Origin of the sequence: Mesorhizobium sp. B4-1-1 (assembly GCF_006439375.1) — a bacterium.
In the GTDB taxonomy this organism is placed as follows: domain Bacteria; phylum Pseudomonadota; class Alphaproteobacteria; order Rhizobiales; family Rhizobiaceae; genus Mesorhizobium.
The window spans coordinates 165,734-190,096 of the sequence record NZ_VFTH01000008.1; the positions used below are offsets into that span (position 1 = coordinate 165,734).

Annotated in this window: 24 protein-coding genes and 2 pseudogenes; 10 read left to right on the forward strand and 16 right to left on the reverse strand. The window is 65.1% G+C overall.

Annotated elements, in window-relative coordinates:
• Window positions 1-32: 32 nt before the first annotated feature.
• The 3 genes from FJW10_RS13975 to FJW10_RS13985 all read right to left on the reverse strand — a co-directional run bounded on the left by FJW10_RS13975 (window position 33) and on the right by FJW10_RS13985 (window position 1,317).
• Window positions 33-359 (reverse strand): hypothetical protein, encoded by a 327-nt coding sequence (locus FJW10_RS13975; protein WP_140900543.1) that lies wholly within the window; start codon window positions 357-359, stop codon window positions 33-35.
• Window positions 360-483: 124 nt separating this feature from the next.
• Window positions 484-828 (reverse strand): hypothetical protein, encoded by a 345-nt coding sequence (locus FJW10_RS13980; RefSeq protein ID WP_140831756.1) that lies wholly within the window; start codon window positions 826-828, stop codon window positions 484-486.
• Window positions 829-999: 171 nt separating this feature from the next.
• Window positions 1,000-1,317 carry a hypothetical protein gene (locus FJW10_RS13985; protein WP_140900544.1) on the reverse strand — a complete coding sequence of 106 codons (318 nt, stop codon included), beginning with the start codon at window positions 1,315-1,317 and terminating at the stop codon, window positions 1,000-1,002.
• A gap of 259 nt (window positions 1,318-1,576) precedes the next feature.
• Here FJW10_RS13985 and FJW10_RS13990 point away from each other — a divergent pair, with 259 nt between their 5' ends.
• Complete coding sequence (locus FJW10_RS13990) at window positions 1,577-3,583, forward strand: AI-2E family transporter (RefSeq protein ID WP_140900545.1); 2,007 nt, start codon at window positions 1,577-1,579, stop codon at window positions 3,581-3,583.
• A 365-nt stretch (window positions 3,584-3,948) separates the two neighbouring features.
• Complete coding sequence (locus tag FJW10_RS13995) at window positions 3,949-4,302, forward strand: cupin domain-containing protein (RefSeq protein WP_140900546.1); 354 nt, start codon at window positions 3,949-3,951, stop codon at window positions 4,300-4,302.
• A 147-nt stretch (window positions 4,303-4,449) separates the two neighbouring features.
• Here FJW10_RS13995 and FJW10_RS14000 read toward each other — a convergent pair whose 3' ends face one another.
• The 4 genes from FJW10_RS14000 to FJW10_RS30430 form a co-directional block, all read right to left on the reverse strand.
• Entirely contained in the window at window positions 4,450-6,411 is a 1,962-nt protein-coding gene (locus FJW10_RS14000) for an acyltransferase family protein (protein WP_140900547.1), read from the reverse strand.
• Between the two features lie 139 nt (window positions 6,412-6,550).
• A complete protein-coding gene (locus FJW10_RS14005) occupies window positions 6,551-6,772 on the reverse strand; it encodes an alkylphosphonate utilization protein (RefSeq protein WP_040980560.1) in 222 nt (73 codons plus the stop codon).
• Window positions 6,773-6,857: 85 nt separating this feature from the next.
• Window positions 6,858-7,343 (reverse strand): RidA family protein, encoded by a 486-nt coding sequence (locus FJW10_RS14010; protein WP_140900598.1) that lies wholly within the window; start codon window positions 7,341-7,343, stop codon window positions 6,858-6,860.
• A 282-nt stretch (window positions 7,344-7,625) separates the two neighbouring features.
• A complete protein-coding gene (locus FJW10_RS30430; protein WP_181177528.1) occupies window positions 7,626-8,078 on the reverse strand; it encodes a hypothetical protein in 453 nt (150 codons plus the stop codon).
• 283 nt (window positions 8,079-8,361) lie between these two features.
• Here FJW10_RS30430 and FJW10_RS30950 point away from each other — a divergent pair, with 283 nt between their 5' ends.
• Window positions 8,362-8,484 (forward strand): hypothetical protein, encoded by a 123-nt coding sequence (locus FJW10_RS30950; RefSeq protein WP_263497842.1) that lies wholly within the window; start codon window positions 8,362-8,364, stop codon window positions 8,482-8,484.
• A 166-nt stretch (window positions 8,485-8,650) separates the two neighbouring features.
• Here the strand turns inward: FJW10_RS30950 and FJW10_RS14020 are convergent, their stop codons facing one another.
• Together FJW10_RS14020 and FJW10_RS14025 are read right to left on the reverse strand one after the other, a co-directional pair.
• A complete protein-coding gene (locus tag FJW10_RS14020; protein WP_140831764.1) occupies window positions 8,651-8,878 on the reverse strand; it encodes a hypothetical protein in 228 nt (75 codons plus the stop codon).
• 508 nt (window positions 8,879-9,386) lie between these two features.
• Entirely contained in the window at window positions 9,387-10,286 is a 900-nt protein-coding gene (locus FJW10_RS14025; RefSeq protein ID WP_140900548.1) for a LysR family transcriptional regulator, read from the reverse strand.
• A 134-nt stretch (window positions 10,287-10,420) separates the two neighbouring features.
• Between FJW10_RS14025 and FJW10_RS14030 the strand changes: the two genes are divergently transcribed.
• The gene (locus FJW10_RS14030) at window positions 10,421-11,920 is read left to right on the forward strand and encodes an MFS transporter (protein WP_140900549.1); all 1,500 of its coding nucleotides are present in this window, start codon (window positions 10,421-10,423) and stop codon (window positions 11,918-11,920) included.
• Between the two features lie 445 nt (window positions 11,921-12,365).
• Here FJW10_RS14030 and FJW10_RS14040 read toward each other — a convergent pair whose 3' ends face one another.
• Window positions 12,366-12,617 (reverse strand): hypothetical protein, encoded by a 252-nt coding sequence (locus tag FJW10_RS14040; RefSeq protein WP_140831769.1) that lies wholly within the window; start codon window positions 12,615-12,617, stop codon window positions 12,366-12,368.
• Window positions 12,618-13,353: 736 nt separating this feature from the next.
• On the opposite strand from FJW10_RS14040, the gene FJW10_RS14045 reads away from it, so the two are divergent.
• Window positions 13,354-13,548 (forward strand): hypothetical protein, encoded by a 195-nt coding sequence (locus FJW10_RS14045; RefSeq protein ID WP_140900551.1) that lies wholly within the window; start codon window positions 13,354-13,356, stop codon window positions 13,546-13,548.
• A 127-nt stretch (window positions 13,549-13,675) separates the two neighbouring features.
• Window positions 13,676-13,987, forward strand: coding sequence for a hypothetical protein (locus tag FJW10_RS14050; protein ID WP_140831773.1), 312 nt, complete (start codon window positions 13,676-13,678; stop codon window positions 13,985-13,987).
• Between the two features lie 99 nt (window positions 13,988-14,086).
• On the opposite strand, the gene FJW10_RS14055 is transcribed toward FJW10_RS14050, so the two are convergent.
• Both FJW10_RS14055 and FJW10_RS14060 read right to left on the reverse strand, forming a co-directional pair.
• Window positions 14,087-14,929, reverse strand: a complete 843-nt coding sequence (locus FJW10_RS14055) for a slipin family protein (protein WP_140900552.1) — start codon at window positions 14,927-14,929, stop codon at window positions 14,087-14,089.
• Window positions 14,930-15,411: 482 nt separating this feature from the next.
• A complete protein-coding gene (locus tag FJW10_RS14060) occupies window positions 15,412-15,888 on the reverse strand; it encodes a hypothetical protein (RefSeq protein WP_246674256.1) in 477 nt (158 codons plus the stop codon).
• A gap of 130 nt (window positions 15,889-16,018) precedes the next feature.
• On the opposite strand from FJW10_RS14060, the pseudogene FJW10_RS31045 reads away from it, so the two are divergent.
• The 4 genes and pseudogenes from FJW10_RS31045 to FJW10_RS14080 form a co-directional block, all read left to right on the forward strand.
• A pseudogene (locus tag FJW10_RS31045) lies at window positions 16,019-16,382 on the forward strand (zinc-binding dehydrogenase); the annotation flags it as partial.
• 330 nt (window positions 16,383-16,712) lie between these two features.
• Window positions 16,713-17,672, forward strand: a complete 960-nt coding sequence (locus FJW10_RS14070) for an AraC family transcriptional regulator (RefSeq protein WP_140900553.1) — start codon at window positions 16,713-16,715, stop codon at window positions 17,670-17,672.
• Between the two features lie 350 nt (window positions 17,673-18,022).
• Entirely contained in the window at window positions 18,023-18,718 is a 696-nt protein-coding gene (locus FJW10_RS14075; RefSeq protein ID WP_181177529.1) for an outer membrane protein, read from the forward strand.
• A 245-nt stretch (window positions 18,719-18,963) separates the two neighbouring features.
• Window positions 18,964-19,797 (forward strand): hypothetical protein, encoded by an 834-nt coding sequence (locus FJW10_RS14080; RefSeq protein WP_140900554.1) that lies wholly within the window; start codon window positions 18,964-18,966, stop codon window positions 19,795-19,797.
• Between the two features lie 58 nt (window positions 19,798-19,855).
• On the opposite strand, the pseudogene FJW10_RS30780 reads toward FJW10_RS14080, so the two are convergent.
• The 4 genes and pseudogenes from FJW10_RS30780 to FJW10_RS14100 all read right to left on the reverse strand — a co-directional run.
• A pseudogene (locus tag FJW10_RS30780) lies at window positions 19,856-20,086 on the reverse strand (VOC family protein); the annotation flags it as partial.
• A gap of 134 nt (window positions 20,087-20,220) precedes the next feature.
• Window positions 20,221-22,518 (reverse strand): xanthine dehydrogenase family protein molybdopterin-binding subunit, encoded by a 2,298-nt coding sequence (locus tag FJW10_RS14090; protein ID WP_140900555.1) that lies wholly within the window; start codon window positions 22,516-22,518, stop codon window positions 20,221-20,223.
• Complete coding sequence (locus FJW10_RS14095) at window positions 22,515-23,498, reverse strand: xanthine dehydrogenase family protein subunit M (protein WP_140900556.1); 984 nt, start codon at window positions 23,496-23,498, stop codon at window positions 22,515-22,517. Before FJW10_RS14095 ends, FJW10_RS14090 begins: the two co-directional genes overlap by 4 nt.
• Window positions 23,495-24,034, reverse strand: a complete 540-nt coding sequence (locus tag FJW10_RS14100; protein WP_140900557.1) for a (2Fe-2S)-binding protein — start codon at window positions 24,032-24,034, stop codon at window positions 23,495-23,497. Before FJW10_RS14100 ends, FJW10_RS14095 begins: the two co-directional genes overlap by 4 nt.
• Window positions 24,035-24,363 lie beyond the last annotated feature (329 nt).

Here is a 24,363-nt window from a genome sequence, read left to right on the forward strand (position 1 = left end):
GGGAAGATCAGCTCGTCGGTGTGCAGCCGCTGCTACCTGCGCCCGTAGAGCCTGTGATGGTGCCGGTAATGGTGCCTGTGGTGGTACCGGTGGGGATAGACGTAGTAGTGTCTATGATACCGATGGTACCGGTAGTGCGGATAGCGGACCACGTAGGCGGGATAATCATCGTAGTAGCGCGGGCCGTAATAGCGGCCGCCGTAATCGTAGAACGGACCGCCATAGAACGGGCCGCCGTAGAACGGATAGCCGCCAAATGGTCCGATACCGAGGCCGAAAAATCCCTGGGCGTTTGCCGGCGCGACCGTGGCCACCGCCGACGCGACGGCGATTGCTGAGGCAAGTAGAAGCTTTTTCATGGCAACCTCCTCCTGAAGGTTCGCCTTGACAACGCTTTACAAGCCGAAAAGCTGCCAAGAGGCTGTGGCGTCACGCGAAAATCACTGTGATTTGAAGCCAGGCGGCTTCCCGACGGCGGATTGGCTAATCGCAAACGCGCACCTGCCGCATAAACCTGTGGTCATGGCGGCGGGTCCTCACCATTTCAATCCGGCAATGGCGGCCGCGGTTTATGCGGGTCGGCGGAGCGACGTAAGCGCCTTCATAGTCGTGGCCGTAGGCTGGGCCGTAACCGGGCCCGTCGTCCAGATAGGAGCCACCCCAATAAGAACCGTAGACCGGAGCGGAGCCGTAGCTGTCGTAAAAATCGCCGAAGGGGCCGTAGTCGAAATAACTGCCGCCGAGGAATACGTTGGCCGCATTCGCCGGCGCGGCGATGGCAACTGCCGAGGCGAGGGCAATTACCGAGGCAAACAGGAACTTTTTCATGGCAACCTCCTCCTGAAGGTTCACCCATGATAACGTCCGGAACGCCGAAAAATTGCGCCGCCGTGCACAATCAGCAACATTTGAAGTCTTCGTGAGCGCTCGCGGCCCAGGCACGCCGAATGATAGCGCGGAGCGGGCGAAAGCCGATCCGCGCTATCCAACCAGGGTGGTTTAGTAGCGGTTGTAGCCGCTGCCGCACACCCGCACTTCCTCCACCACGCGGTGGTGGTGGCGCCAGCGGGTCACCAGTTCGGTGCGGCAATGATGGCGGTGATGGTAGCGCACCACATAGCCGCCATTGTCGTAGTCGTCACTGTAAACGTGACGGTAGTAGCGGTGCGGATAATAGCCGCCATAATCATCGCCGTAATAGCCGTCGTCATAGCCCGGCCCGATGCCGATACCAAGCTGAACGCCGCCGGCGCTGGCCGGCGCGATCGCGAACGCCGAGGCGATGGCGATCATCGAAGCAAGCAGAAGCTTTTTCATCGCTGCCTCCTTGAGTTTGCAGGACGCCCCTTCGCCAACACAACGGTTTCGAGCGGTGCATGTTCCCGAAAACCGTCTGGTTGCCGCCCTTGGACAAGGCACTGGCCGCGGCGCCAGCCGCCTGGTCCGGCGCATTGCTGCCTCTCCGTAAAGGCAATGAGCTCAGATATTTATTAGCGTGTCCTGCAACCGACCGGGCGGCGGCGCGTTGCACGCCGGCGAAATATCTCTGATCATTGCCAGGCAGCAGGGAGGCTCGATGGTGGCGGCCAATCGTCGGAATGGGGTGTCGGAGCCGGGGCTGGCGAGCCTGCTCGCCGTTTCCAGGGGACATCCGCGCACCGTGCTGCCAACAGTGGCAAGCGTGGTCACCACGGTCGCCGCGCTCTATTTCGGGCGCGAGGTGTTCCTGCCGATCGCCGTTGCGCTGCTCCTGACCTTCGCCATCGCCCCCGTCGTGTCCTGGCTGAAGCGCCTCGGCATTCCGCGCATCGCGGCGGTCATCGCCAGCGTCGCCGGCGCGTTCGCCGCGCTGTCGCTGTTCTCCTTCGTCGTCGCCACCCAGGTCAGCGATCTCGCGCAGAACATCCCCGTCTACCAGATCAACATCCTGACCAAGGTCCGCGCGCTCAAGGAAAACGGCCTGGGCGGCGGCATCATCTCGCGCCTCAGCGGCGTCATCGAGCGTGTCGGCCAGGAGATCGACCGCCAGGAACCACAGCTGCCTTCAGCCGGCGAGGGGCCGAAGCGCGATCCGATCCCGGTCGAAGTCGTCTCGCATGAAAAGCCGCTCGAGGTGCTGCAGAACCTGGTCGGCCCGCTGATCAGCCCGCTCAGTTCCGCCGGCCTCGTCATCATCGTTGTCATCTTCATGCTGATGGAGCGCGAGGATCTGCGCGACCGTTTCATCCGGCTGGTCGGCTATGGCGACCTTCACCGCACCACGCAAGCGCTGCAGGATGCCGGCAAGCGCGTCGGCCAGTATCTGCTGATGCAGTTGGTGGTCAACGCCATCTATGCCGTGCCCATCACCATAGGGCTCTGGGTGCTCGGCGTCCCCAACGCGCTGCTCTGGGGCCTGCTGGCGCTGGCGCTGCGCTTCGTTCCCTATATCGGGCCGATCGTCGGCGCGCTGCTGCCGCTGTTTCTGGCCCTGGCGGTGGCGCCGGGCTGGTCGCTGCTGTTGTGGACCGCCGCGCTTTTCATCGTCGTGGAGCTCGTCACCGGCAATGTCATCGAGCCGTGGCTCTATGGCTCGCACACCGGGCTCTCGCCCTTGGCCATCATCGTGGCGGCGATCTTCTGGACCTGGCTGTGGGGGCCGATTGGCCTGGTGCTGTCGACGCCGCTCACCGTCTGCCTGGTGGTGCTCGGCCGGCACGTGCCGCAGTTCGAGTTCCTTGATGTCCTATTCGGCAACGAACCGGTGCTGGAGCCGCATGCAAGGCTCTACCAGCGGCTCTTGGCCGGCGATCCGGAAGAGGCGACCGACCATGCCGAGGAGATGCTGGAAGACAAGTATCTGTTCGAATTCTACGGCAAGGTGGCGATCCCGGCTCTGCTGCTTGGCGAGCAGGACCGCGAGCGCGGCGTCATGGATGAGGAGCAGCGCAGGCATGTCGCCGACAGCGCCATGACGCTCGTCGCCAATCTCGACGACAGCGCCCAGCAGGAAGCCGAGGATGAAGAGGATCAGGAGGCCGCCAAGGCGCAGGAGGGCAAATCCCCCGAAAAGATCGCCGCCGAAAAGAAACCGGAAGACAAGTCCGGCGAAGCCGATGAGGAGGAGGTCGACCTGCCGGACGGTTCAGGCATTGCCGTGCTTTGCGCCGGCGGGCGGGGCGAGCTCGACGATGCCGCCGCGGCCATGCTGGCGCAGGTGCTGGAAGTGCAGGGCGCCGAAGTGACGCGCGCAAGCTTCGCCGACCTCGAGCCCTCGGCGATCCGCCGCCTCGATCTCGCGGACGTCGACAGCGTCGTCATCGGCTTCCTCAACCGCCAGTCCAACCAGCACGCGCGCTTCATGGTGCGCAGGTTGAAGCGCATCAAGCCAAAGCTGCGCGTCGGCATCGTGCTGTGGTCGGAAGTCGGCAATGGCGACGCCGAGGCGGCGGCCGAACTGGCCGGAACCCTCAACGCCGACTTCGTCGCCTTCGGCATGGTCGACGCGGTGACCGGCGCGCTTTCGAAAAAGGCGGCGGTCACGTTGAAACCCGCCCGCCGCCGCCGGCCGGCGCGCCGGAAGCAATTGCAGGCCGCGGAGTGAGGGCGCGGCGCCCGCCACTATGAAAAAAGAAAACTCGCCGGGCTTGCCCCTGGTGCCCAAAGCCCACAGGCCCGGCGAGATTTAAGACCTGATCCCCCGATCAGGACCGGCGGGAGGACACCGGCAATCTCTTTATAGCAAGGCGGATGCCAGTCCCGAAACGGGACAGCGATGCTCAATGCCGCAAACTGCGCGCGACGTCTGTTAAGTGTTGCTAATATGCCACGGCCTATCGCCTCGGCCAGCTATCGGTTCCGTAGCCATCCGTCGCCACTTCGCCTCGCTTTGTCGCATCGCCGCGTGCACCGCATGCCACCATCGGCTATCTCATCCCCAGCCAATTCCGGCGAACCCAGGAGCATCCGATGTCCAGACCCACCATTCTCAAATTCGGCGCCGTCGAGCATGCCGATGGCGGCGATCTGCCGGGCTGGGTCGCGGTCGAAGGCTCGCCGACCATGCAGACGGCCGCGCAGCACACCACCGAGGACGGCAAGGTGATGTCCGGCACCTGGCGCGCCTCGCCCGGCACCTATCACGCCACCTACACCGACTATGAATTCGTCCACATGATCGCGGGCCGCATCATCATCACCCCCGATGGCGGCGAGCCTGTCGAGGTCGGCCCAGGCGATGCCTTCGTCGTCGAGGCGGATTTCAAGGGCACCTGGAAGATCCTCGAGCCGGTGACCAAGCATTTTGTGGTCGTGGTGGGGTGACGGGGAATTTGCGTCATTCTAGGGTCTGCGCGCATCGCTTCGCTCCTTGCTCCGCCCTAGAATGACGAAGCGTAGGTCGGCATCCCTTCACCCCCCGGCCTGCCGGCCATCTCCCCGCAAGGGAGATTACGCGCTCCGCCGTCCCGCCTACCGCCCCATCTTCGAGATCACCCTTTTCTCCACCTCCGGCTCCAGCGATTCCGCGAAGGGAGTCGCCATATGGTGCTGGTCGCGGAAGGCGAGCTTGCCGTCGATGAAGACGTGGCAAATGGTGGCGCTGCAGAAGCGGTCGGTAAGGTCGACGTAAGCGGCGTTGGGAATGCTGTCGACGATGTCGCGTTCCACCGCCGCCATGGCGTCGTTGGCGGCGTAGGCGCGCGTCTGGTCGCAGCGCGAGGGCGTCTCGTCTCGCCACAGCGCCCGCGCCACGCAGGTGTCGACATTCGCGTTGTTGAACGGCACGTCGCGGATGAAGGCGACCTTGAGCCCCGCCTTGCTCAGGCTGGTGAGGGTGGAGCGCAGGCCGGCCCGCCAGTCGGAATCCTGTCTCCGCGTGTCGCCGCCGCGGCCGGCCATTTTGCGGCCGCTGGTCAGCGCCAGCTCCGAGATCACCACCAGCGCCGGTCTCGCCTCGATGATCTCGGCGATCGCCTGCTCGCGCCAGCGGTCGCACTCGCTATAGGGGCGCTTGAGCTCGGACGACCAGACGCTGATGCGCGAGGCGCGGCAGGAATTCTTCAGCCAGGTCACCACCCGGTAGCCGTTCTTCCGGCCCGCCTCGATCAGCGGCGTCGACCAATGGTCGGCATGGGAGTCGCCGAAGAGGGCGATGAGGCGCTGGCCATCGCCGAACACGCAAGGCTTCGGCGTCACGCTCTGGTAATCCTGCACGCAGCCGGCTTTGGTCCGGGCCGTCGACGGTTCGGCGGCGCTGGCGGCGATGATGCGCTGTTCCGGATCGAGGTCGTGCACGGCAAGCCTGGCGTTGCCATAGGCGGCTGCGACGCCGGTGCCGGTCAGGAGGAGGGCCGGCACCAGCGCCCGCGCCGCACTGACCATCAACCAGCCATTGCGACGGATCGGGTTCTCGATGAGATGGTAGCTGAGGGTGGAGAGCGCCAGCGTTACCGCGAAGCACAGCAGCCGCTCGGCCGGCGTCAGGTCCGGCGCCAGCATGCCGGCATAGACGATGACCGGCCAATGCCACAGATAGAGCGAATAGGAGAGTTTGCCGATCCATTGTAAGGGCGGCAGCGCCAGGGTGGCATTCACGCCGTCCCTGGCGCCGGCCGCTCCCGCCTTGAGCAGAAGGACCGTGCCGGCTACCGGCAGAAGCGCCAGAAAGCCGGGGAAGGGAGCGTCCTCGCTGAAGGTGAGATATGCGGCCCCGATCATCGTCAGGCCGGTCAGGCTCAACGCCCGCCCCAGCAGCGGGCGCTCCTGCAACAGCCGTGCCGGCGCCATCGATACGAGGCCGCCGGCGGCAAATTCCCATGCGCGCAGCGGCGAAAAATAGAAGGCCCAGGGCTGCGACACGCTCGTCAGCCAGGCACAGGCGATGAAGGAGACGAGGCCGACGGCACCGATCGCAATCACGATGGCGCGCTTGCCGGGCTTCAACCACGCCGCCAGCATCAGCAGCGCCGGCCAGGCGAGATAGAACTGCTCCTCGACCGACAGCGACCAGTAATGGATGAACGGGTTGCTCGTGGCGTCATTGGCGAAATAGTCGAACGACCAGCGGATCAGCCACAGATTGATCATATAGGCCGAGGCGAACATCGCGCCCTTGGAATAAAGCGCCTGCTCCTCCGGCGACAGGATGAGCGCGCCGGCGCAGAGCGTCGCGGCGATGACGAAAAGCGCCACCGGCAGCAGGCGCCGCGCGCGCCGGGCGTAGAAGCGCAAAAGGTCGAGCCGGCCGGTCTCGGAAATCTCGGCGGCGAGATGGCGGGTGATCAGATAGCCCGAGATGACGAAGAAGATGTCGACCCCGGCAAAGCCGCCGGGCAGCGCGGTGAGGCCGAAATGGAAGGCGACGACGCCCGTCACGGCCACCGCCCGCAAGCCTTCGATGTCGGGCCGGAAATCCTGCGCAGGTGTTGACACGAATACGAACCTCACGATGCTCGTTCGTATCCCGCCTGCCCTAAAGCCTCGGCCCTATACGCCGATATCGCAATGCAACAAATCTAACGCGGTGCAACATAAGGGGAGGGCGAGGGCGGCCTCCCGATCTTCCCCGCCATCACGCCTTCTTCAGGAACTCTGTCTTCAGCACCAGGCCCTTGACCTGCTTGGTGTTGCATTCGATCTCGCCGGGATTGCCGTTGAGCCGGATGTTCTTCACCAGCGTGCCGCGCTTGATCGTTTCAGACGTGCCCTTGACCTTGAGGTCCTTGATGAGGGTCACGGAGTCGCCGTCTTTCAGCGGCGTGCCGTTGCTGTCTTTCACGATAGGGTCCGTCATACCGGTCTTTCATCGGTTGGGTGGCCTCGGCCCGCCTATCGTGCCGACCACGGCCTGGTCAAGCTGCGCTGGAACCAAGGGAGGCTCACCCCTCAATCATCACTTCAGCCTCGATCTCGACCGGGAAATTCAGGGGCAGGGCGGCAACGCCGATGGCGGTGCGGGCGTGACGGCCGATCTCAGGGCCGAAGACCTCGAGGATGAGCTCCGAAAAGCCGTTCATCACCGCCGGCGTCTCGGTGAAGCGCAATGCCGAATTGATCATGCCGTGCACGCGGCACCAGCCGATGATCCGGTCGAGGCTGCCGAGCTCGCGTTTCAGGCTGCCGAGCATCGACAGCCCGACCTTGCGGGCCGAAGCCCGTGCCTCGTCCAGCGACACGCTCTCGCCGACCGCGCCGAACGGGCCGGCAAGCGAGCCGTCCGGCCCCTGCGGCCCGTGGCCGGAGATATAGGCGCGGTCGCCGCGCACATTCACCCCGGGAAAGGGCAGCACTATGCCCGGCGGCAGTTTCAGCGGCGGTGGCAGTACGATGCCGAGCGCGGCAAGCTTTTCGTCGGCACCCGGCATGGCACGGCCTTCCTTCTCGCACAGCGCCATCACGGCGCCGTGGCCGAGCTTTCCGGTTCGCCGGCCATTCGTCAAGAACGGCTTGGATCCGAAGAAGAATGATCTGGGGCGACTGGCCGGAAGCCTGACCCGCGCGGATCGCGGCCTTGCATCCGCGCGGGCAGGCGCCGCCCCCGCCGGCGGCGCCAAGGCCCCACAGGCGCACAGATCACATTGGCTGGCGAAGCCTATAGGCTTGTCAGCCAAATTTACGCGCTCGCCAAATTTATCCTTCCGCCAAATTTATCCCTCCGCTTGACGCGGCGGTCGCCGGGCATATCTTGCTGTCCTGATTTCATCGTCGACCGGGCCGAGACAGCCGATGAAGAAGCCATATCGCAAACCGACGCTTGCCAGACGTGACAGGCTTTCGGCGGTGACTGCCGCCGTACCATCCTCCGGCTTCACGTTCTGAGTTTCTGAGGAACGCGCCGCCAGCTTGATCGGTTTTGAAGCAGGCACTTTTAAAGCTGAAAGCTGGACCGGCCAGGAGCGGGCGGCGCACTTCGAAGGTGCCCGCCCGTCCGGCGCCGCCGCCAAGCTGCTGAAACCCCGTCCGTCCCCAACAGCAACGGTCATGGCGTGACCAGTGGTTGCGGAGTGCCATTGGCGCGGTGCCCTGTCAACGCCGTCGGCGAAGGCCCGCAAGCGCCTTTTAGCCGCCTTTTTCGCGCCCGAAGCACGCTTTGCAGCCATGCCGGGGTCGCGGCGAAAGCCACGAAATGGCGGAATTCCGGGCTTTTCCGATGTCCGCCAGGCCGCGCCGCAATATATGCCTATCTGCTTGAATAGGCTGATTTTTCGCTCGCCGGCATGTCACTTCGACCCCGACTTTTTTTGGGTGCAATTCGGCAGTGCAGCATTGGCGCCCGGCGAAGGCGGGTTACGCCTTGAAAACGGCATCGGATCCATTTGTGTGCCGTTTTATGATCCGCTCACGAAAGACGTGATACAATGCCAATGAATGGGGGAAGTTGCGATGGCCAATCGGTTGTTCGAGGTTCTTGCCAGACGGCGGTCATGGCTGGATCGGGTCGCATTGGGGCTGCTTGTCTTCTTGGCAACCCTGGTCGCCGCGCTGATGGGCGGCGCCAGCACCTAGAACATGCCAGGAAAGTGTGAGCGGTTGGGCTCGGCGACTTCGCCGCGGGCTCCGTCCGGAAGTGCGTAAAAACAAGGAGATGGGTCATCTTGCCGTTTCCGTAAAACGGTGAAACGCATTAAAAGCAATTCCGGGAAACGTGCGAAGCGTTCAAAGCCCCGGTTCGCTATTTCCTCTGTCCAATTGCTTTGAATTCGAAGATCATCGGCCTGAGCCTGACCGGCCTCGGCCGCTCGGTGAGGTCGACGACGCGGACCCACCTGTCGGCGCCGGCACGCAACGTGACTTTCCGGCCAAGCGCCTTCTCGGCCGCCTCGAAAGGCGTCTTGGCTTCCGCCGAATGCACCGCGACGACGGCCTCGCCGTCTATTTCCTCGACGCGATAGGTTTTCATACGCGTCTCCAGGGCGCTCGCTTGGCGTTTCTCGCGTGGGCACCTTTATATTAGGAATTCCGAATAAACGGCAAGGTTCCGGGATGGGCGCGTGAGCGTGGGGCGGACTATTCCTGCAGAACAGGGGGCGTGCTGTAGCCGCGCAGGCCGGTTCCATTGCAGGCCTGGCAGGTAACACGCTGACCCTGGCAATTGTCGCGCAATGCCCCCGAGGGGCAGCATGTGCCGTTGGAGTGGGTCCATTTTTCACAAATAAACACCTTGCCCGCACCCTGGCAGCGAGAGCAGGCAAATTTCCTGAAATCGTTCAATCCGCCTCCCGCCTCCCTCCCAAGCGCCCAGCAACGTCCATGGCCGGCATTGGGTTCCGCGCAAAGGAACATTGGCGCTGGCGATATCATTAGCGCCATCTAATGCACTGGCGAGTGACTTTCGTCACGACCCCGGGGGCGGTGGCGGAGATGGCGAATTGGCAATCCTCTCGGGGTCTTCATGTTGAGCAAAAGGATCAGGCGCGTCGGCTCGCACAAACTTCCCGCACCAGCCCGCGCAGCCAGCGATGCGCCGGATCGGCATCGAGCCTCGGGTGCCACAAAAGCGAGATCGTCAGCGCGGCGAGCTTCACCGGCAGCGTGAAGGTGAACAAGCCCTCGCGCAGGGTGCCCGTATAGCGCTCCGGCACGGTGGCGATGAGGTCGGAGCCGCGTGCCAGCGCCAACGCCTCGGCGAAGCCGCCGACCACGGTCGTGACTTTCCGCGTCAGCCCGGCGCGTTCCAAGGCGTCGTCCACCGGGCCGCGGTCGAGGCCGCGGCGCGAGATCAATATGTGCCGGCCGGCGGCGAAGCGGGCGGCGGTGATGCGGCCTTCGCTCAAGGGATGGCCGGCCCGCGCGACGCCGACGAAGCGGTCGCGGAACAGCGCCTGCGTGCGTATCTCGGGTCCGGTCGATCCGCCGACCACGCCGGTCTCCAGATCGATCGCGCCCCCGCGCATCGGGCCGCTGTCCTTGTCGGGCTTGGGCACGAAGCGCAGTTGCACGCCCGGCGCCTCCTCGGCCACGCGGGCGAGCAGCGCCGGACCGAAATTCTCGACGAAACCGTCGCTGTTGCGGAGCGTGAAGCCGCGGTCGAGCCGCGCAAGGTCGAGCCGTTCGGCCGGCCGCAGCACCGCTTCGGCCTCCGTCACCAGCCGGCCGACCTCGGCGCCGAGCTCGACGGCGCGCGGCGTCGGCACCAGGCCGCGTCCGGCGCGCACCAGAAGCGGGTCGCCGGTTGTCTCACGCAGCCTCGCCAGCGCCCGGCTCATCGCCGAGGGGCTGAGCTTCAGGCGCCGGGCGGCCTTGGCGACGCTGCCTTCGGCAAGCAGCACATCGAGCGTGACGAGCAGGTTGAGATCGGGTCGCGACATGGCGCGACCATAGCATGGATCCGTCGAACAGACATGGCGTCTGATGCACTATTCAAGTGCAAAGGCTGCGCGTTCCGCCATGTCAGCCGCGCGCTTATCTTCCCCGGCAAGTTCAAACCGACGGAGAAGAAATCATGGCCGACATCGCCGAAACCCGCGCCGCGCCTGAAAGCCATTCGACGGCGGGCGCGCTGGCCAGCCTGTCGCTTGCCATGCTCGTCTCCTCGCTCGCCACCAGCATAGCCAATGTCGCGCTGCCGACGCTGAGCCTAGCCTTCGTCGCGTCCTTTGCGGCCGTGCAATGGGTGGTGCTGGCCTATCTGCTCACCATCACCGCGCTGATCGTCAGCGTCGGGCGTCTCGGCGATCTTGTCGGCCGCCGGCCGCTGCTGATTGTTGGCCTGGCGCTGTTCAGCGCCGCCTCGTTTGCCGCCGCGCTCGCGCCGTCGCTGGCCTTTCTGATCGGCGCCCGCGCCGTGCAAGGCCTGGGCGCAGCAGTGATGATGGCGCTGACGATGGCCTTCGTCGGCGAGACGGTGCCGAAGGAACGCACCGGCAGCGCCATGGGTCTGCTCGGCACCATGTCGGCGGTCGGCACCGCACTGGGGCCTTCGCTTGGCGGCGTGCTGATCGCCGCCTTCGGCTGGCGCTCGATCTTCCTCGTCAACGCCACGCTCGGCGCCGTCGCGCTGCTCGCCGCCTGGCGCTTCCTTCCAGCGGCGATACCCGCCAGCGAAGCGGTTGGCATCGTCCGCCGAGCGATACCCGCCAGCGAAGCGGCGAGCATCGTCCGCTGGGCGACAGGCGTTCGTGGCGAGGCGAGGGGGCGCTTCGACACGCTTGGCACGCTGCTGCTTGCCGCCACGCTTGCCGCCTATGCGTTGTCCATGACCATGGGGCGCGGCCATTTCGGCGGCCTGAACATCGCGCTGCTCGGCGCGGCCGCGGCCGGCGCGGTGCTGTTCGTCATCGTTGAGGCCAAGGTGGCGTCACCCCTGGTCAAGCTCGCGCTGTTGCGCGACCCGGTGCTGGCGCCGAGCCTCGCCATGAACGCGCTGGTTTCGACGGTGATGATGGCGACGCTGGTCGTCGGTCCGTTTTTCCTGTCACGCGCCTTGGGCCTCGGCGACGCGGCAACCGGGGCCGTGCTGTCGATCGGCCCGGTCGTCTCGGCACTGTGCGGCGTCATTGCCGGGCGCGTCGTCGACCGCCTCGGCGCAGCGGCGATGGTCACCGCCGGGCTGGTGCTGATGGTCGCCGGCTGCGCCGCGCTGGCCGCGCTGCCAGGTCTCTTCGGCGTTGCCGGCTACGCGGCGGCCATCATCCTGCTCACGCCGGGCTACCAGCTTTTCCAGGCGGCCAACAACACGGCCGTCATGGCCGATGTCGACAGGAAGGAGCGCGGCGTGGTGTCGGGCATGCTCAGCCTCTCGCGCAATCTCGGCCTTGTCACCGGCACGGCGGTGATGGGCGCGGTGTTCGCCTTCGCCGTGGGCGCCAAGGATGTCGCGGCGGCAGCGCCGGGAGCCGTCGCGCACGGGATGGGATCGACCTTTGCGGTCGCGGCTGGGCTGGTGGTGGCTGCGATGATGATTGCGCTTGCCAGCGATTTGAGAGAGCGCCGCAGCACCTGATCCTAACAGCCTGATCCTGGGAGCCCGGCCTGCGGCTCTGACACAGGCCGGGCCGATGCCCTTGGAGGGGACATCGCTAACAGATGCAAGTATCGAAAGCGAGAAGTGTGGGCGGCGTCACTCAGGCCGGTGCACGACTGAACTATAACGTCTCCACAGGCAGCGCGAGTTGCAGGGTAGCGGTTCTGCCGGACTACCGGGCTGGCGCGGTGGGGAGGTCGAAACGATGCACGAAACGTGGTGGCGGCGGCGACAAGCTCAGCCTCTTATTCCGGAATGTGAGCTTCGCTTTATGATGAAGCTCGGGCGTCTGGAACGCGACGAGGCAATGGGATTGCTTGGGCGATACCGTGGGGACCGCGAGGCGGTGTATGCCGCGTTGCTGAAGCGCGCTCTGGTCAGGGAGCGCAACATGCATCCGGTCTGACCGTTTCATTCTTGCCCTTCAGGAACTCATAGCCCGAGTTGTCCAGCCGGCCGCCGTTTCAATCCTGACTGGCCTGAATGGCACAGCGGCAATAGTCGGCGGATGGGTCGCCTCAACGAAAGCGGCTGCCGCCATCTCGACGGCATCGGCGGAATGATCGACTTTGTCGAGACGCTTTACCACGCGCTCATGCAGCATCGACAGCCTTGCGGCCCGGTGGCGATCGGCGCGGATCTCGCCGTTCATATCGAGGGGCGCGAATTCGAACATAACCATCCCCGCAAACGGCGACGCCGAGCGTTTGTTCCGATCGGTCCGCGTGACAACGATGCGTCGGGATGGTTCGGGTCAAAAATGCTTCCGCGATCACGTAATTTCGCCGCCGCCCATGAGGTCTATCTTTGGCTGGCGGCGGTGCCCATTCCGCCCTTCGGCCGGTGCCTCAGCTACCCCAACGAACCCCCGCCCACTGCGGCACCGGCCTCACTCTCCCGCCCCTCACGCCGTCACCGGCCGCAAGGCGCTCGGCCTTCATTTCCAGTTCCGTCAGTTTCGACTTGATCTCATGCGGTTCCGCATGCTCGAGCCCTGCACCACGGCGGTGCAGGCGACCATGGCGACGACCATTCCGTAGGAGCCGGGCAAGCGTGACAGGAAGTCGGCGGCGCGAAAGAGAAGGTGGTTCATCGCCCGCCTACCCAAGCAATAACCCGGCTATCAGCACGGTGAGCAGCATCGATGCCGGCACGGCGAGAAGCCAGCGCGCCTCCAGAACACTGTTGCGGTCGTCGTTCATGTCCGTTGCTCCAGTTGGCAGCCGTGATGCTGCGGATTCGATGCCGGCAAACGAGCGCCGAGAAGCTTCGTTCCGCCGATCGGGCGACGGTCGCAAGGCAATATCGGACTGAAGTCGGACCGGCCTGCGAAGAGGACCGAGCGTCGCAACCAAAGCCAGGGCTTCGCATTGGCAAGCGCCAATTTTCTGGCGCCGCCGACAGGAGCTCTCATGAACCTCGATAGACCGACAGACGATCAGGACGACCAGCCATACGAGCCGGCCTTCTTCGCCGACAAATACGGCCTGCCGCCGCGGCTGGCCAAGACGATGATCGAGGCCAATGGCGGCAGGCGGCGCGCCTGCGACGCCGCGGCCACGACCTACCTGAGATATGTCGCGCTTCGGCGCCAGCGGGGAGGTTGAACACCGCTGACGGCCGTGCTCGCCCGCCTGCCGCGATCCCACGCCGGGGCGCGGATCACACCGGAACCAAAGCAGTGAACAACGGTTTACCCCGGCGAAGGGATGATCGGAAATTAGGAAAAGAGCAATGAAAACAGTGCTTCTCGCTGCCCTGGCGCTCTGCGTCGCCGCCCCCGCCGTGGCTTCCGCGGCCGAGGCCGATATCGTCATCGGCACGCATCACAGGCATCACTATCATCACCGCCCGGCGGTCATCATCAATGAGGAAGGCCACCGCCTGCATCACCGCCATCACGGCACGGTCGCCTTCTATGACAATGGCGAGCGCGGCTGGCGTCACCGCCATCACCGCCGTCACGACACCGTCGTCGTCACCGGTTCGATCGGCCACCGGCACCATCATCGTCCGGTCGTGGTCGAGGACGGCTCCGACTACTGAGGTTCCATCGATCATTGAAGACAAATCCGGTCCGGCTGGCGCGTCATGGCGCATCAGCCGGACCGGATTTTTATGATGCGTCGGGAGGATGCAATCTCCCTACGCTGCGCTTTTCAGCACGCCGCCCTGAACCAGTGCCGCCGCCGGGTTGAGGCTGTCCACCAGACCGGTCGGGATCAGGATGGTGGCGCCGCGCTCCTTGGTCGTCTCGTAGATGATGTTCATGGCGCGCAGTTGCAGCGCCGCCGGATGGTCGGCATAGGTGGTGGCCGCCTCGACGAATTTTGCAGCGACTTCCGCCTCGGCTGAGCCCAGGATGACGCGCGCTTCCTTCTCCCGCTCGGCCTGTGCCTGGCGCGACATGGCGTCCTGCAGCGCCACGGGGATGGCGACGTCGCGGATCTCGACCGACATCACGGTGATGCCCCATTGGGCCGTCTTGGCGCCGATGACGTCGCGCAGATGCGCGTCGGCGGCTTGGCGGTCGGCAAGCAGCGAGGAGAGCATCGAGGAGCCGATCATCTCGCGCAGCGAGGTCTGCGCCACGCGGTCGATCGCCTCGCGGTAGTTGGTGATTTCCAGCGCCGCCTGGCGCGCGTCATGAACGTGCCAGAAGATGACGGCGTCGACATTCACCGGCACTGTATCCCTGGTCAGCGCCTCCTCGGCGTTGAAGGCGGTGGTCTGGATGCGCTGGTCGATGACCGCCACGACATTGTCGAGGACCGGCACGATCATGAACAGGCCGGGGCCGCGCACGCCAAGCAGGTTGCCGGCGCGCAGCACGACGAAGCGTTGCCAGGTGTTGGCCATCTTCAGCGAGGCGGCGATCAGCGCCGCGATGACGAAGAACGGCCCGCCCGCCCATGGCCCGGCAAGCGCGCCGACGCTGGCGCCGATGAGCGCAAAGACAGCGGTGAGGAAAAGGGTGATCGGATTCATGGATAAAGCTCCTGTGTCGCGGCCGGTGACAGGGTCGCGCGATGCCGCAACGGGCCTCGCGAGGAGCGTCGGCGGCCCGGGATGGGCCGCCTGGCCGGCATTCTGGGATCGATCACGCTTGTCGCGAGGGCAATCATCGCCGGCGGAGATTCATATGGTGCGGGATGAAAGGTTTCGCCATGGGGCTGGTCACCGACGCGCAACCGCATAACAACCGCAACTGGCCGGCCTCGTCGTGCTGCACACGCAGCTTGTCACCAACGAGCGTGACCTGCTGCGCGCCGCCGTCGCCCAGCCGCCGGACTTCTGCTACATCAAGAATACGCGCGGCCAGTCCAGGCGGACAAGGCGCTCTACGCTGCCAAGGCAGGCGGACGCGACGCCACGCGGCTGGCTGTGCCGGACGTTGGCTTCAAAGCAACTCGGCTTCCACGCAAGGCGTCAAAAGCGATGGAACGCGGGCGCCGGCGCGCGCCCAGGCATCAATCCGCCTCGCCGCCTGAACCCTTGCCGCACGCTGCCAGCACCTTGCCGATTGCGGCGCCTGAGCCTTTCAGCGGAAAGCTTGCCGCGCCATATTTGTCGGCGGAAACCGTCACGTCGCCCTTGCCGCGCAAGAGCGCCAGCAACGGGTCGGCGGGACCGGAGAGCTCGGCGGTGAAGTAATTGTACATCGCCTCGAGCTCGAGCTTTTTGGTCACGCTCTTGCCCCCGGCCTTGAAGGTGAAGGAGCCGCTGATGCCGGGCTCGAGCTGTCCGCCGGCGGCGCCCAGATCATAGCTCAGCACCGGTCTGTCGAAGCAGGCCAGCATCAGATGCGCATCGCCCTTCGGCCCGCCGCAGACCGACGCCGTCATCACGCTGCCGCCCTCGTCTTCTTCCATCTTGGCGGACCAGGCGCAGGAGGCGGCATGGGCGGGCGCTGCGGCCAGCAGGGTGGCCGCGATGGGAGCAGCCATGATGAATCTTGCCAATCCGTTTTGCATGGTCGCCCTCCGAGACATGTGGCGACCATACAGGACTTATGATGGCGTGGCATCCTCGGGAATGCGAAGGAAATGGCGCTCTACACCTTCCGAAGCCCGGATTGCAGCCTCGACCTTGCCGAGGCCGGCAGCACTGCTTGGAACGCGCTCCGCGCCGCCGATGTCGGGCCGGGCTCGGTCGTCGTGCTGCTCGGCACGGGCGGCGTCTCGATCTTCACGCTGCAGCTCGCCAAGGCGGCCGGGGCCACCGTCATTACTTGGTCCTCGGACGAGAAGCTCGATCGGGCCAAGGCGCTCGGCGCCGATCACCTGATCAATTACCGCGCGACCCGACTGGGACGGCAAGCTGCTGGAGCTGATCGGTCGTCGACAAGGTGTTTTCGCAGAACGAGGCAACCGAGGCCTACACTCACATGGCCGCCGGCGGCCTGCATTTCGGCAAGCTGGTGTTCGGGTTGGACTGGTAGCCGACGTTGGAGATTGGCGAAAGAGAATGGGCGACTGATCTCCCCCACGAGGGATCCCACGTGGGGAGATTGGCGGCTTTGCCGCCGGCTCCACAACCTGGATCCGCTTTCCGCTACGATCGGCAGGGCGCCGCCGATTCGAGCTGACATTTCCGAGTATTCTTGAAATTTTCCGATCGGGTCGATGAAATTCGGGTGAGTTCTTGTCCAGAACAGCAACGGAATTGTCCTGGCATGCATAGATATTTTGCGGCTCTGGACAAGATGTGAACTGGTCCAATACGGTGCCCGTGCAAGTGAAGACGCGCGCGCAGAAAGGCCAGGTTGCCCTTGAAAAAGAACGTCTTCTCGTCGCTCGACCTGCCTGGGCATCTCGACGACCGCGCGCGCTTCGCGCTCTGGCAGGACATCCACGTCGCCGAGATATGGTCGGTCGAATATGCCATCTCGGCCAATCAGCCATTCGCGGCCGAGATCGAAGCCACGCCCGTCGGGCCGGTGGTGCTGGGGCAGATGGCCGGAACCATCCGGCATGCCAGCCGCAAGGCCCGCAACATCGCCGACGATGGCCGCGACGGCTATCTCCTCCTGATCAACCATGGCGACACCAGGCTGAGCGGCGCCCAGGCCGGCCGCGACTACAGCGTGGGCAAGGGCGAAGCCGCGCTGGTATCTGCCTCGGAGGCGCTGGAAATGAGCGGCGGCGACAGCAATGTCTGGGCCAACATCGTCGTTCCGCGCGAGATCCTGGAGAGTGCCTTCGCCCATGTCGAGGACCGGCTGGCACTGACCGTGGCGGCCGACAATGAGGCGCTCGGCATGCTCAGGCGCTATTGCAACTTCCTGGAAGCTGGTCCGGCTCTGGTGTCGCCGGACCTTGTCACCCATGCCACCGAAACGATCGTCGATCTGATCGGCCTGGTAACCGGCGCCAAGGGCGAGCCCGCCGAGCTCGCTGGCATGCGCGGCCTGCGCGCGGCAAGGCTGCAGGCAATCCTCGACAAGATCAGGGACAATTTCGCCGATCCGTCCATCTCGGCCCAGCGCGTTGCCCAGCAGTTGCGGCTCTCGCCCCGCTATGTCCATGACCTCTTGCAGGAAAGCGGGGTGAGCTTCGCCGAGCGCGTTCTCGAATTGCGCTTGCAAAGGGCCCATCGCATGCTTTCCGACAGGCGCAACGACCGTATGCGCATCAGCGAGATCGCGCTGCTGAGCGGCTTCTCAGACGTCTCCTATTTCAACCGCTGCTTCCGCCGCCGCTTCGGCTCGACGCCGAGCGGCGCCAGATAGTTCGACGGCCAGGGCTAGCGCGTAGCAAGCTGATCTCTGTTTGCGCGAACAGGTAGGAACCCGGCCTCGCGCCGGGTTTCTTGCTTGTGCCGGAAACGAAAAAACGCCCGCGACGTGAGCCAGGAGGCGCCAATGCCGCGGTCGCCGGGAGTGAGCGCACCTGTCGGCTGATGCCGAACTGCCACACTGGCCGGACATGCGCGGCAGCACTTTCCCGGACAATTCCAGTGCGGTCCAGCCCAAGACGCGGGCTGCGAACAATGCAACATCGTGGCTCTCGACGTTAACTGGATCTCCGCTGAGCATTTCCGCAGCGAGCGAACGCAACACCCATGGGGCAGCAAACAACAATGAAAACGATTCTTCTCGCCACGGCCGTTATTCTCGCATCTGTCGGCATGGCGCCCGCGGCGGACATCAATGAAACCTTGCCCATTGCCGCCGATTACGACTGGTCCGGGCTCTATGCCGGCGTTCACTTCGGCTACGCCGCCGGAAAATCCAATCTCTTCATCTCCGGCGGTGGTATTGGGGGCACCGATATTAACGCTCCTGTCGATCCGGACGGTTTCATTGGCGGCATCCATATCGGCTTCAATCAGGAGATGGCGAACCGCTTCGTGCTCGGTGTTGAGGCGGACATTGCGTACAGTAACGTCGAAGGACTGACGACCCTTGCCAATGGCGGCAGCACTATCCTTAAGAGCGAGCTCCAGTGGTCGGGGTCGGCGCGGCTGCGCGCCGGCTATGCGTTCGATCGGACGTTGCCTTACATCACTGCGGGCGTGGCCGCGGCCAAGTATGAAATTATCGGCATCACCGGCACCTCCAGTGGTGACATACCGCTCCACGACGACACCCATGTTGGCTGGACGGTTGGAGCCGGCGTCGAGCACGCCTTCACCGATAAATGGATCGCTCGCGTCGAGTACCGCTACTCCGATTTCGGCAGCAAGGCTCTCTCGATCGCATCCGGTCTTCCCACGGCGACGAGTGTCGATCTCAAGACGCACGATCTGCGGGTCGGCCTCAGCTACAAGTTCTGATCCGACAGACCGCACGAAACCCTGGCCTCGCACCGGGGTTTGCTTGTGGCGGGGGGAAAGGCGACAGGAATGAGCAGGCCGGTCGGCTGGTGGCCGGATGGCCACATTGGCGCGTCAAGTGCGGCAGCGCTTTCCAGGACAATTCCGCTGCGGTCCAGCCCAAGACGCCGGACGGCGAACAATGCAAGACCGACCACGGCATTCGTCCGGACCGCAGGACGCATATTCGAATTCGGGGGCTCCTAATGCATCGCTTTTCAATCATCGCCGCGTCGCTGGTCGCCACGACGTTCGCGTACGCCGCCGACGCACCGCAGCCGCTGGCCGGAGGAGAGACGGTGGTGACGCCGCATATTTCCGGCTACGGCGAGATCTATCTGGGCGGGCTTCGCTTTACCAGCATCGGCGACACCGTGCACGCCGCAGGGGGCGCCGCCCGCGTCAACATTCCGTTCGCCCAGCGCTGGAACTTCCAGGGCGACCTCACCTATGACCGGATCTGGGACGACGATTTCGCTCATTGGGGCGGCGTCGGCGGCGCGATCCACGGATACTACCGGGACCCCGACAGATTTGCCGCCGGTGTGTTCGCGACTTATACGTCGGTGGACTTTGGCGATTTCGACGGGAAGGCGAGTTCCTGGACCGTCGGTCCGGAAGCCCAGATCTACTTTGGCAATCTTACCCTTTACGGGCAGGCTGCCTTTGGCCGGGCAAACGAGGATTCCCTCAACTCCGACCAATGGAACGTCCGCGCCGTCGCACGCTACTTCGTCCAGGATAACCTTCGCCTGGATGCGGAACTCAGCTTCAGCAGAACGGACCAGGGGGTGAACCTGGACGTATCCGGCGGCGCTCTCCAGGCCATGTACCGGTTCAACGACACACCGTGGTCAGTGTTCGCGCGCTATCAATTGGAGCAGATGAAGATCGGTTCAACCGACCTCGGCGAGACCCACAAATACCTGGTGGGCCTGCGCGCCTCCTTCGGCAGCAAGTCGCTGTTGGAGGAGGATCGCAACGGCGCGGCCATGGACACCTACCGGCCCAACGAGGTGAAGAATTTGAGCGTGAAATGATCGGTGCCGCCCACATCGCGCGGGGTGCTGTTCCGCTGTCTTCCGGCGACAAGCACCCTCGCCGGACCGGCTGAAACAGCTCCGCCAGATTGTCGGACGGATCGATCTTCAATATCTGCGATCCGCCTGAACCCGGGACGATTTCATTGCGGAAGCTGAGACCCGCCGCCCGCAACCGGTCAACCTCCGCCGCAAGATCCTCGACGATCAGATGGATGCGGTTCCAGCCTCCAGGGCCTGGCCGCTTGCCGTCGGGCATTGGCCGGCCCGCCGAACTGGTCGGACTGTTGTTGCGGGTTCTGTCATCGCCCCAGCTGTTTCGTTGCCAAAGCAGGTTTCTTCGATCTGGTGGAACGGCCGACCGCCAGGTCGTCGGGATTTGGCGAAAGCGACGGAGCCGTAGCCTCTACCTTGAGCGGAAAATTACTCGATCAATTTCTCCAGCGTGATCGGCAAATCCCTTATCCTCTTGCCCGTCGCATGGAACACTGCGTTGGCAATCGCCGGCGCGATGCCGACGATTGCCAGTTCGCCCACGCCCTTGCCCCCAAGGGCGGAGGAGTGCGGGTCGGGGATGCCGACCGAGATCGTCTGGATATCGGGGATATCGGCGTTGGTCGGCAGCATGTAGTCGGCGAAATTGCCGTTGACGATGCGGCCGTGGCGGCGGTCGACGATGCCTTCTTCGAGCAGTGCCTGGCCGATGCCCATGATGATGCCGCCCTTCCACTGGCTTTCCGCCAGCTTGGGGTTGTAGAGGCGGCCCGAATCCAGCGCCGACACCACGCGCGACACGCGCACCGTACCGAAATCCTCGTCGACGCGCACCTCGACGAAATGCGCGCACCAGGAATGGCGCGAATAGTCGCCCTCGGTGTGCGGGATCGACATAGCGATCGTGGTATAGTTCTTGTAGCGCTCTTCCGGCGTCGTGCTGGCCGGCAGCGTGTCGCCCTTGGCTTCGATCTGGTCGCGGCCGACGGCGGACATGAATTCGGCGATCGACAGTTCCGGCCCTTCGCCGCGCGGCGAGGCGATGCGCCCGTCCTTTACCGACAGTGTGTTTGCCTGCAGCTTCTGGAAGGGCGAGCGCGGGTCGGAAAGCGCCAGCCCGATCAACTCGTCCAGCGCCTGGCCGGCCGCCTTGTAGACGGCGCCGGTCATGACGCCGGCCAGCCGCGAGCCGCCGGTGACGCCGGCGCGGGCAAAATGCGAGTCGCCAAGCTTTACCGACACATGCTCCACCGGCACGCCGAGCGTCTCGGCCGCGGTCTGCGCCAGGATCGTGTAAGTGCCCTGGCCCATGTCGATGGAGGAGCTTTCGACCTCGACCGAACCGTCGGCCATGAGCTTCACCACCGCCTCGCCATGCGCGCGCCGCACCGGATAGGTGCCGGCCGCCATGCCCCAGCCGATGAGCTGGCGGCCGTCGCGCATGGAGCGTGGCTGAGGCGAGCGCTTCGCCCAACCGAAAGCTTCGGCGCCGGCGGCAAAGGCCTCGCGCAACTGGCGTGTCGACCATGCCTTCTTCGCATGCGGATCCTGTTCGGCATAGTTGATCAGCCGCATCTCCAGCGGATCGATCCCGAGTTCATGGGCAAGCTCGTCGATGGCGCATTCGATGCCGAAGGCGCTCGGGTTCTCGCCCGGCGCGCGTTTTGCTCCCGGCACCACCGTGTTGACCCGCACGACATTCTGCTTCGAGGAGAAGTTGGGCGTGGCGTACATGATCGAGGTGACCGAGCCGAGCGGCTCGACCCACATGCCGTCGACGGCCGTCTCGTTGACGCCGCGGTGCACGATCGACTGGATCCTGCCGTCGCTGTCGGCGCCGATGGCAACGGTCTGCCGCGTCGCAGCGCGGCCGCCATAGGACGTAAAGTTCTGCGGACGATTGAGCACCAGCTTCACCGGGCGCCCGAGCATCCTGGCGGCAGCCGCCGCGACCGCGCTATGGGCGAGCGCCAGCGCCTTGGAGCCGAAGCCGCCGCCGATATAGGGCGACACCAGCCGCACATTCTCGAACGGCACGCCGAACCACTCGGCGTAGGTGCGCGCCATGCCGTCGAGCCACTGGCTCGGCTCCCAGATGGTCAGCTCCTCGCCCTCCCAGCGCGCGATCAGTCCGTGCGGCTCCATCGCCGCCTGGAATTCGCGCGGCGTGTTGTAGGCCACGCAGACGCGAACGGGTGCAGCGGCGAACGCCGCCTGCGCGTCGCCCCATTCCTTGGTCATGGCGTCGATCGGGATACCGTCGCCGGCCTTGCCGTCGCTCAGGTCGACGATGGCCGGGCTCTCGTCATACCAAACCTTGACGAGTGCGGCCGCCGCCACCGCCTGCTCGAAAGTCTCGGCCATCACGGCCGCGACATGCTGGCCGGAAAAGGTGACCTCGCGCACGAGCGGCGCGTAGGTCGGCTGCGACGGCGGGTTGCCGAGCCAGTCCGATGCGCCCTTCAATTCCATAATGGTGTCGGGCGTCAGCACGGCAAGCACCCCCGGCGCGGTTTCGGCCGCGCGGGTGTCGATGGCAGTCACCTTGCCTGCCGCGATGGTCGCGCCGACCAGCACCGCATGCACCAGCCCCTCAAGCTGCTGCTCGAAGGCGTATTTCGCTGCGCCCGTGATCTTGGCCGGGCCGTCGACGCGTGACAGGCGCCCGCCGACCGCCTCGAGGCGCGCGCTGTCGGACGCGGCGTGTTTCATGTCATGAACGGTCATGCCGTCTCTCCCAATTTGAGGATGGCGCGCGCGATCACGCGCGGCGCCAACGGGATCTTGTAGTGGTTGGCGCCATGGTCGACGGCGCCCTGCATGGCGAGCTCGCTCGCCTCGCGGATCATGTCTTCGTCGAGCGCCTTGCCCTTCAGCGCTTCCTCGACGGCGCGTACGCGCCACGGCTTGGTGGCGACGCCGCCGAGCGCGACGCGGATGTCGCGGACAGTGCGGCCATCGCCTTCGAGCTCCAGCCCTACTGCTGCGCTGGCTGCGGCGAATTCATAGGACTGGCGGTCACGCACCTTGATGTAGGTCGAGCGCCGGGCTGCGGCCGAGCCGGGGATTTCGATGGCCGTGATGACCTCGCCGGGGCGGATGTCGTGCTCCTGTTCGGCGGTTGCGCCAGGGGCGAGGAAGAAGTCCTCGACCCTGAGCTTGCGCTCGCCGAGATCGACCTCGGCGTCGAAGGCGACGAGCGCCACCGCCAGATCGCCCGGATAGGTGGCGATGCAGGCTTCGCTCACGCCGAGCACCGCATGGCCGCGCGTCACCCCGCCGATCGCCGAGCAACCGCTGCCCGGCGCGCGCTTGTTGCAGGCCGGGAAGTTTTGCGGATCGCGGAAATAGGGGCAGCGCGTGCGCTGCATCAGGTTGCCGCCGATGGTCGCCATGTTGCGCAGCTGCGCCGAGGCCGCCTGCCACAGCGCCTCCGACACAGCCGGGAACAGGCTTTTCACCTCGGCATTGTCGGCGACATGGCTCATCTTCGCCAGCGCGCCGATCACCGCGCGCTCGGCGGTGACATCGATGGCCTCGAGCCCCTCGATGTGACTGATGTCGATGACGGTCGAAGGTTCGGCGACGCCGCATTTGGCGAGGTCCACCAGCGTCGTGCCGCCGGCCAGCAGCATGGCGCCGGGAAGGGCGGCCGCGTTGCGCGCGGCTTCCACACTGTCGGCGCGAAGGTAGGAAAAATCTCTCATGTGCGCAGCTCCTGTGCGGCTTGGCGGACCGCGGCGACGATGTTCGGATAGGCGCCGCAGCGGCAAAGATTGCCGGCCATGTATTCGCGGATCTCTTCGTCGGAGCCGGCATGGCCCTCGCGGATGCAGGCCACCGCCGACATGATCTGCCCCGGCGTACAGTAGCCGCACTGGAAGGCATCCTGTTCGAGGAAGGCGGCCTGCACGGCGTGCAGCGTGCCGTCCTTGTCGGTGAGCCCTTCGATGGTGGTGATCGAGCGGCCTTCGACCTGGGCCGCCAAGGTCAGGCAGGCGAGCACGCGCTCGCCGTCGACATGCACGGTGCAGGCGCCGCATTGGCCCTGGTCGCAGCCCTTCTTGGTGCCGCTGAGATGCAGCCGGTCGCGCAGCGCGTCGAGCAGCGTCACGCGCGGCTCGATCTCCAGCGCGTGGTCGCGGCCGTTGATGGTGAGGGTGAGGGAAAGTGTGGCGGGACGGGCCTTCCCGTTCAAGACGTGGCCGTCTTCGGGAGGATCGATGATTGTCTGGCTGGTCATAGGGCGTCGGGCTCCGATTGCTGGACGCTAGGCGGATGGAAATGGGGCTTGGGAGGAGAGGGGCAAGGGTAACGGCAGCTTGGACGCAACCTCTGCGGTCGTCATCCTCGGGCTTGACCCGAGGATCCATGCCGTGGCGTTTGCCGAGGATCGCAGCGGGCCAGAATTCTGCACCGTAGCCGCGCTCGCAGGGTAAGGCATGGATCCTAGGGTCTGCGCCGCGTCGCTTCGCTCCTTGCTTCGCCCTAGGATGACGAACTCACGAGCGGATTCGCCAACCACAGACGTCGCAGAAAGCGCCTCGCTCCAGCGGGCAGGGTAAGCTTCCC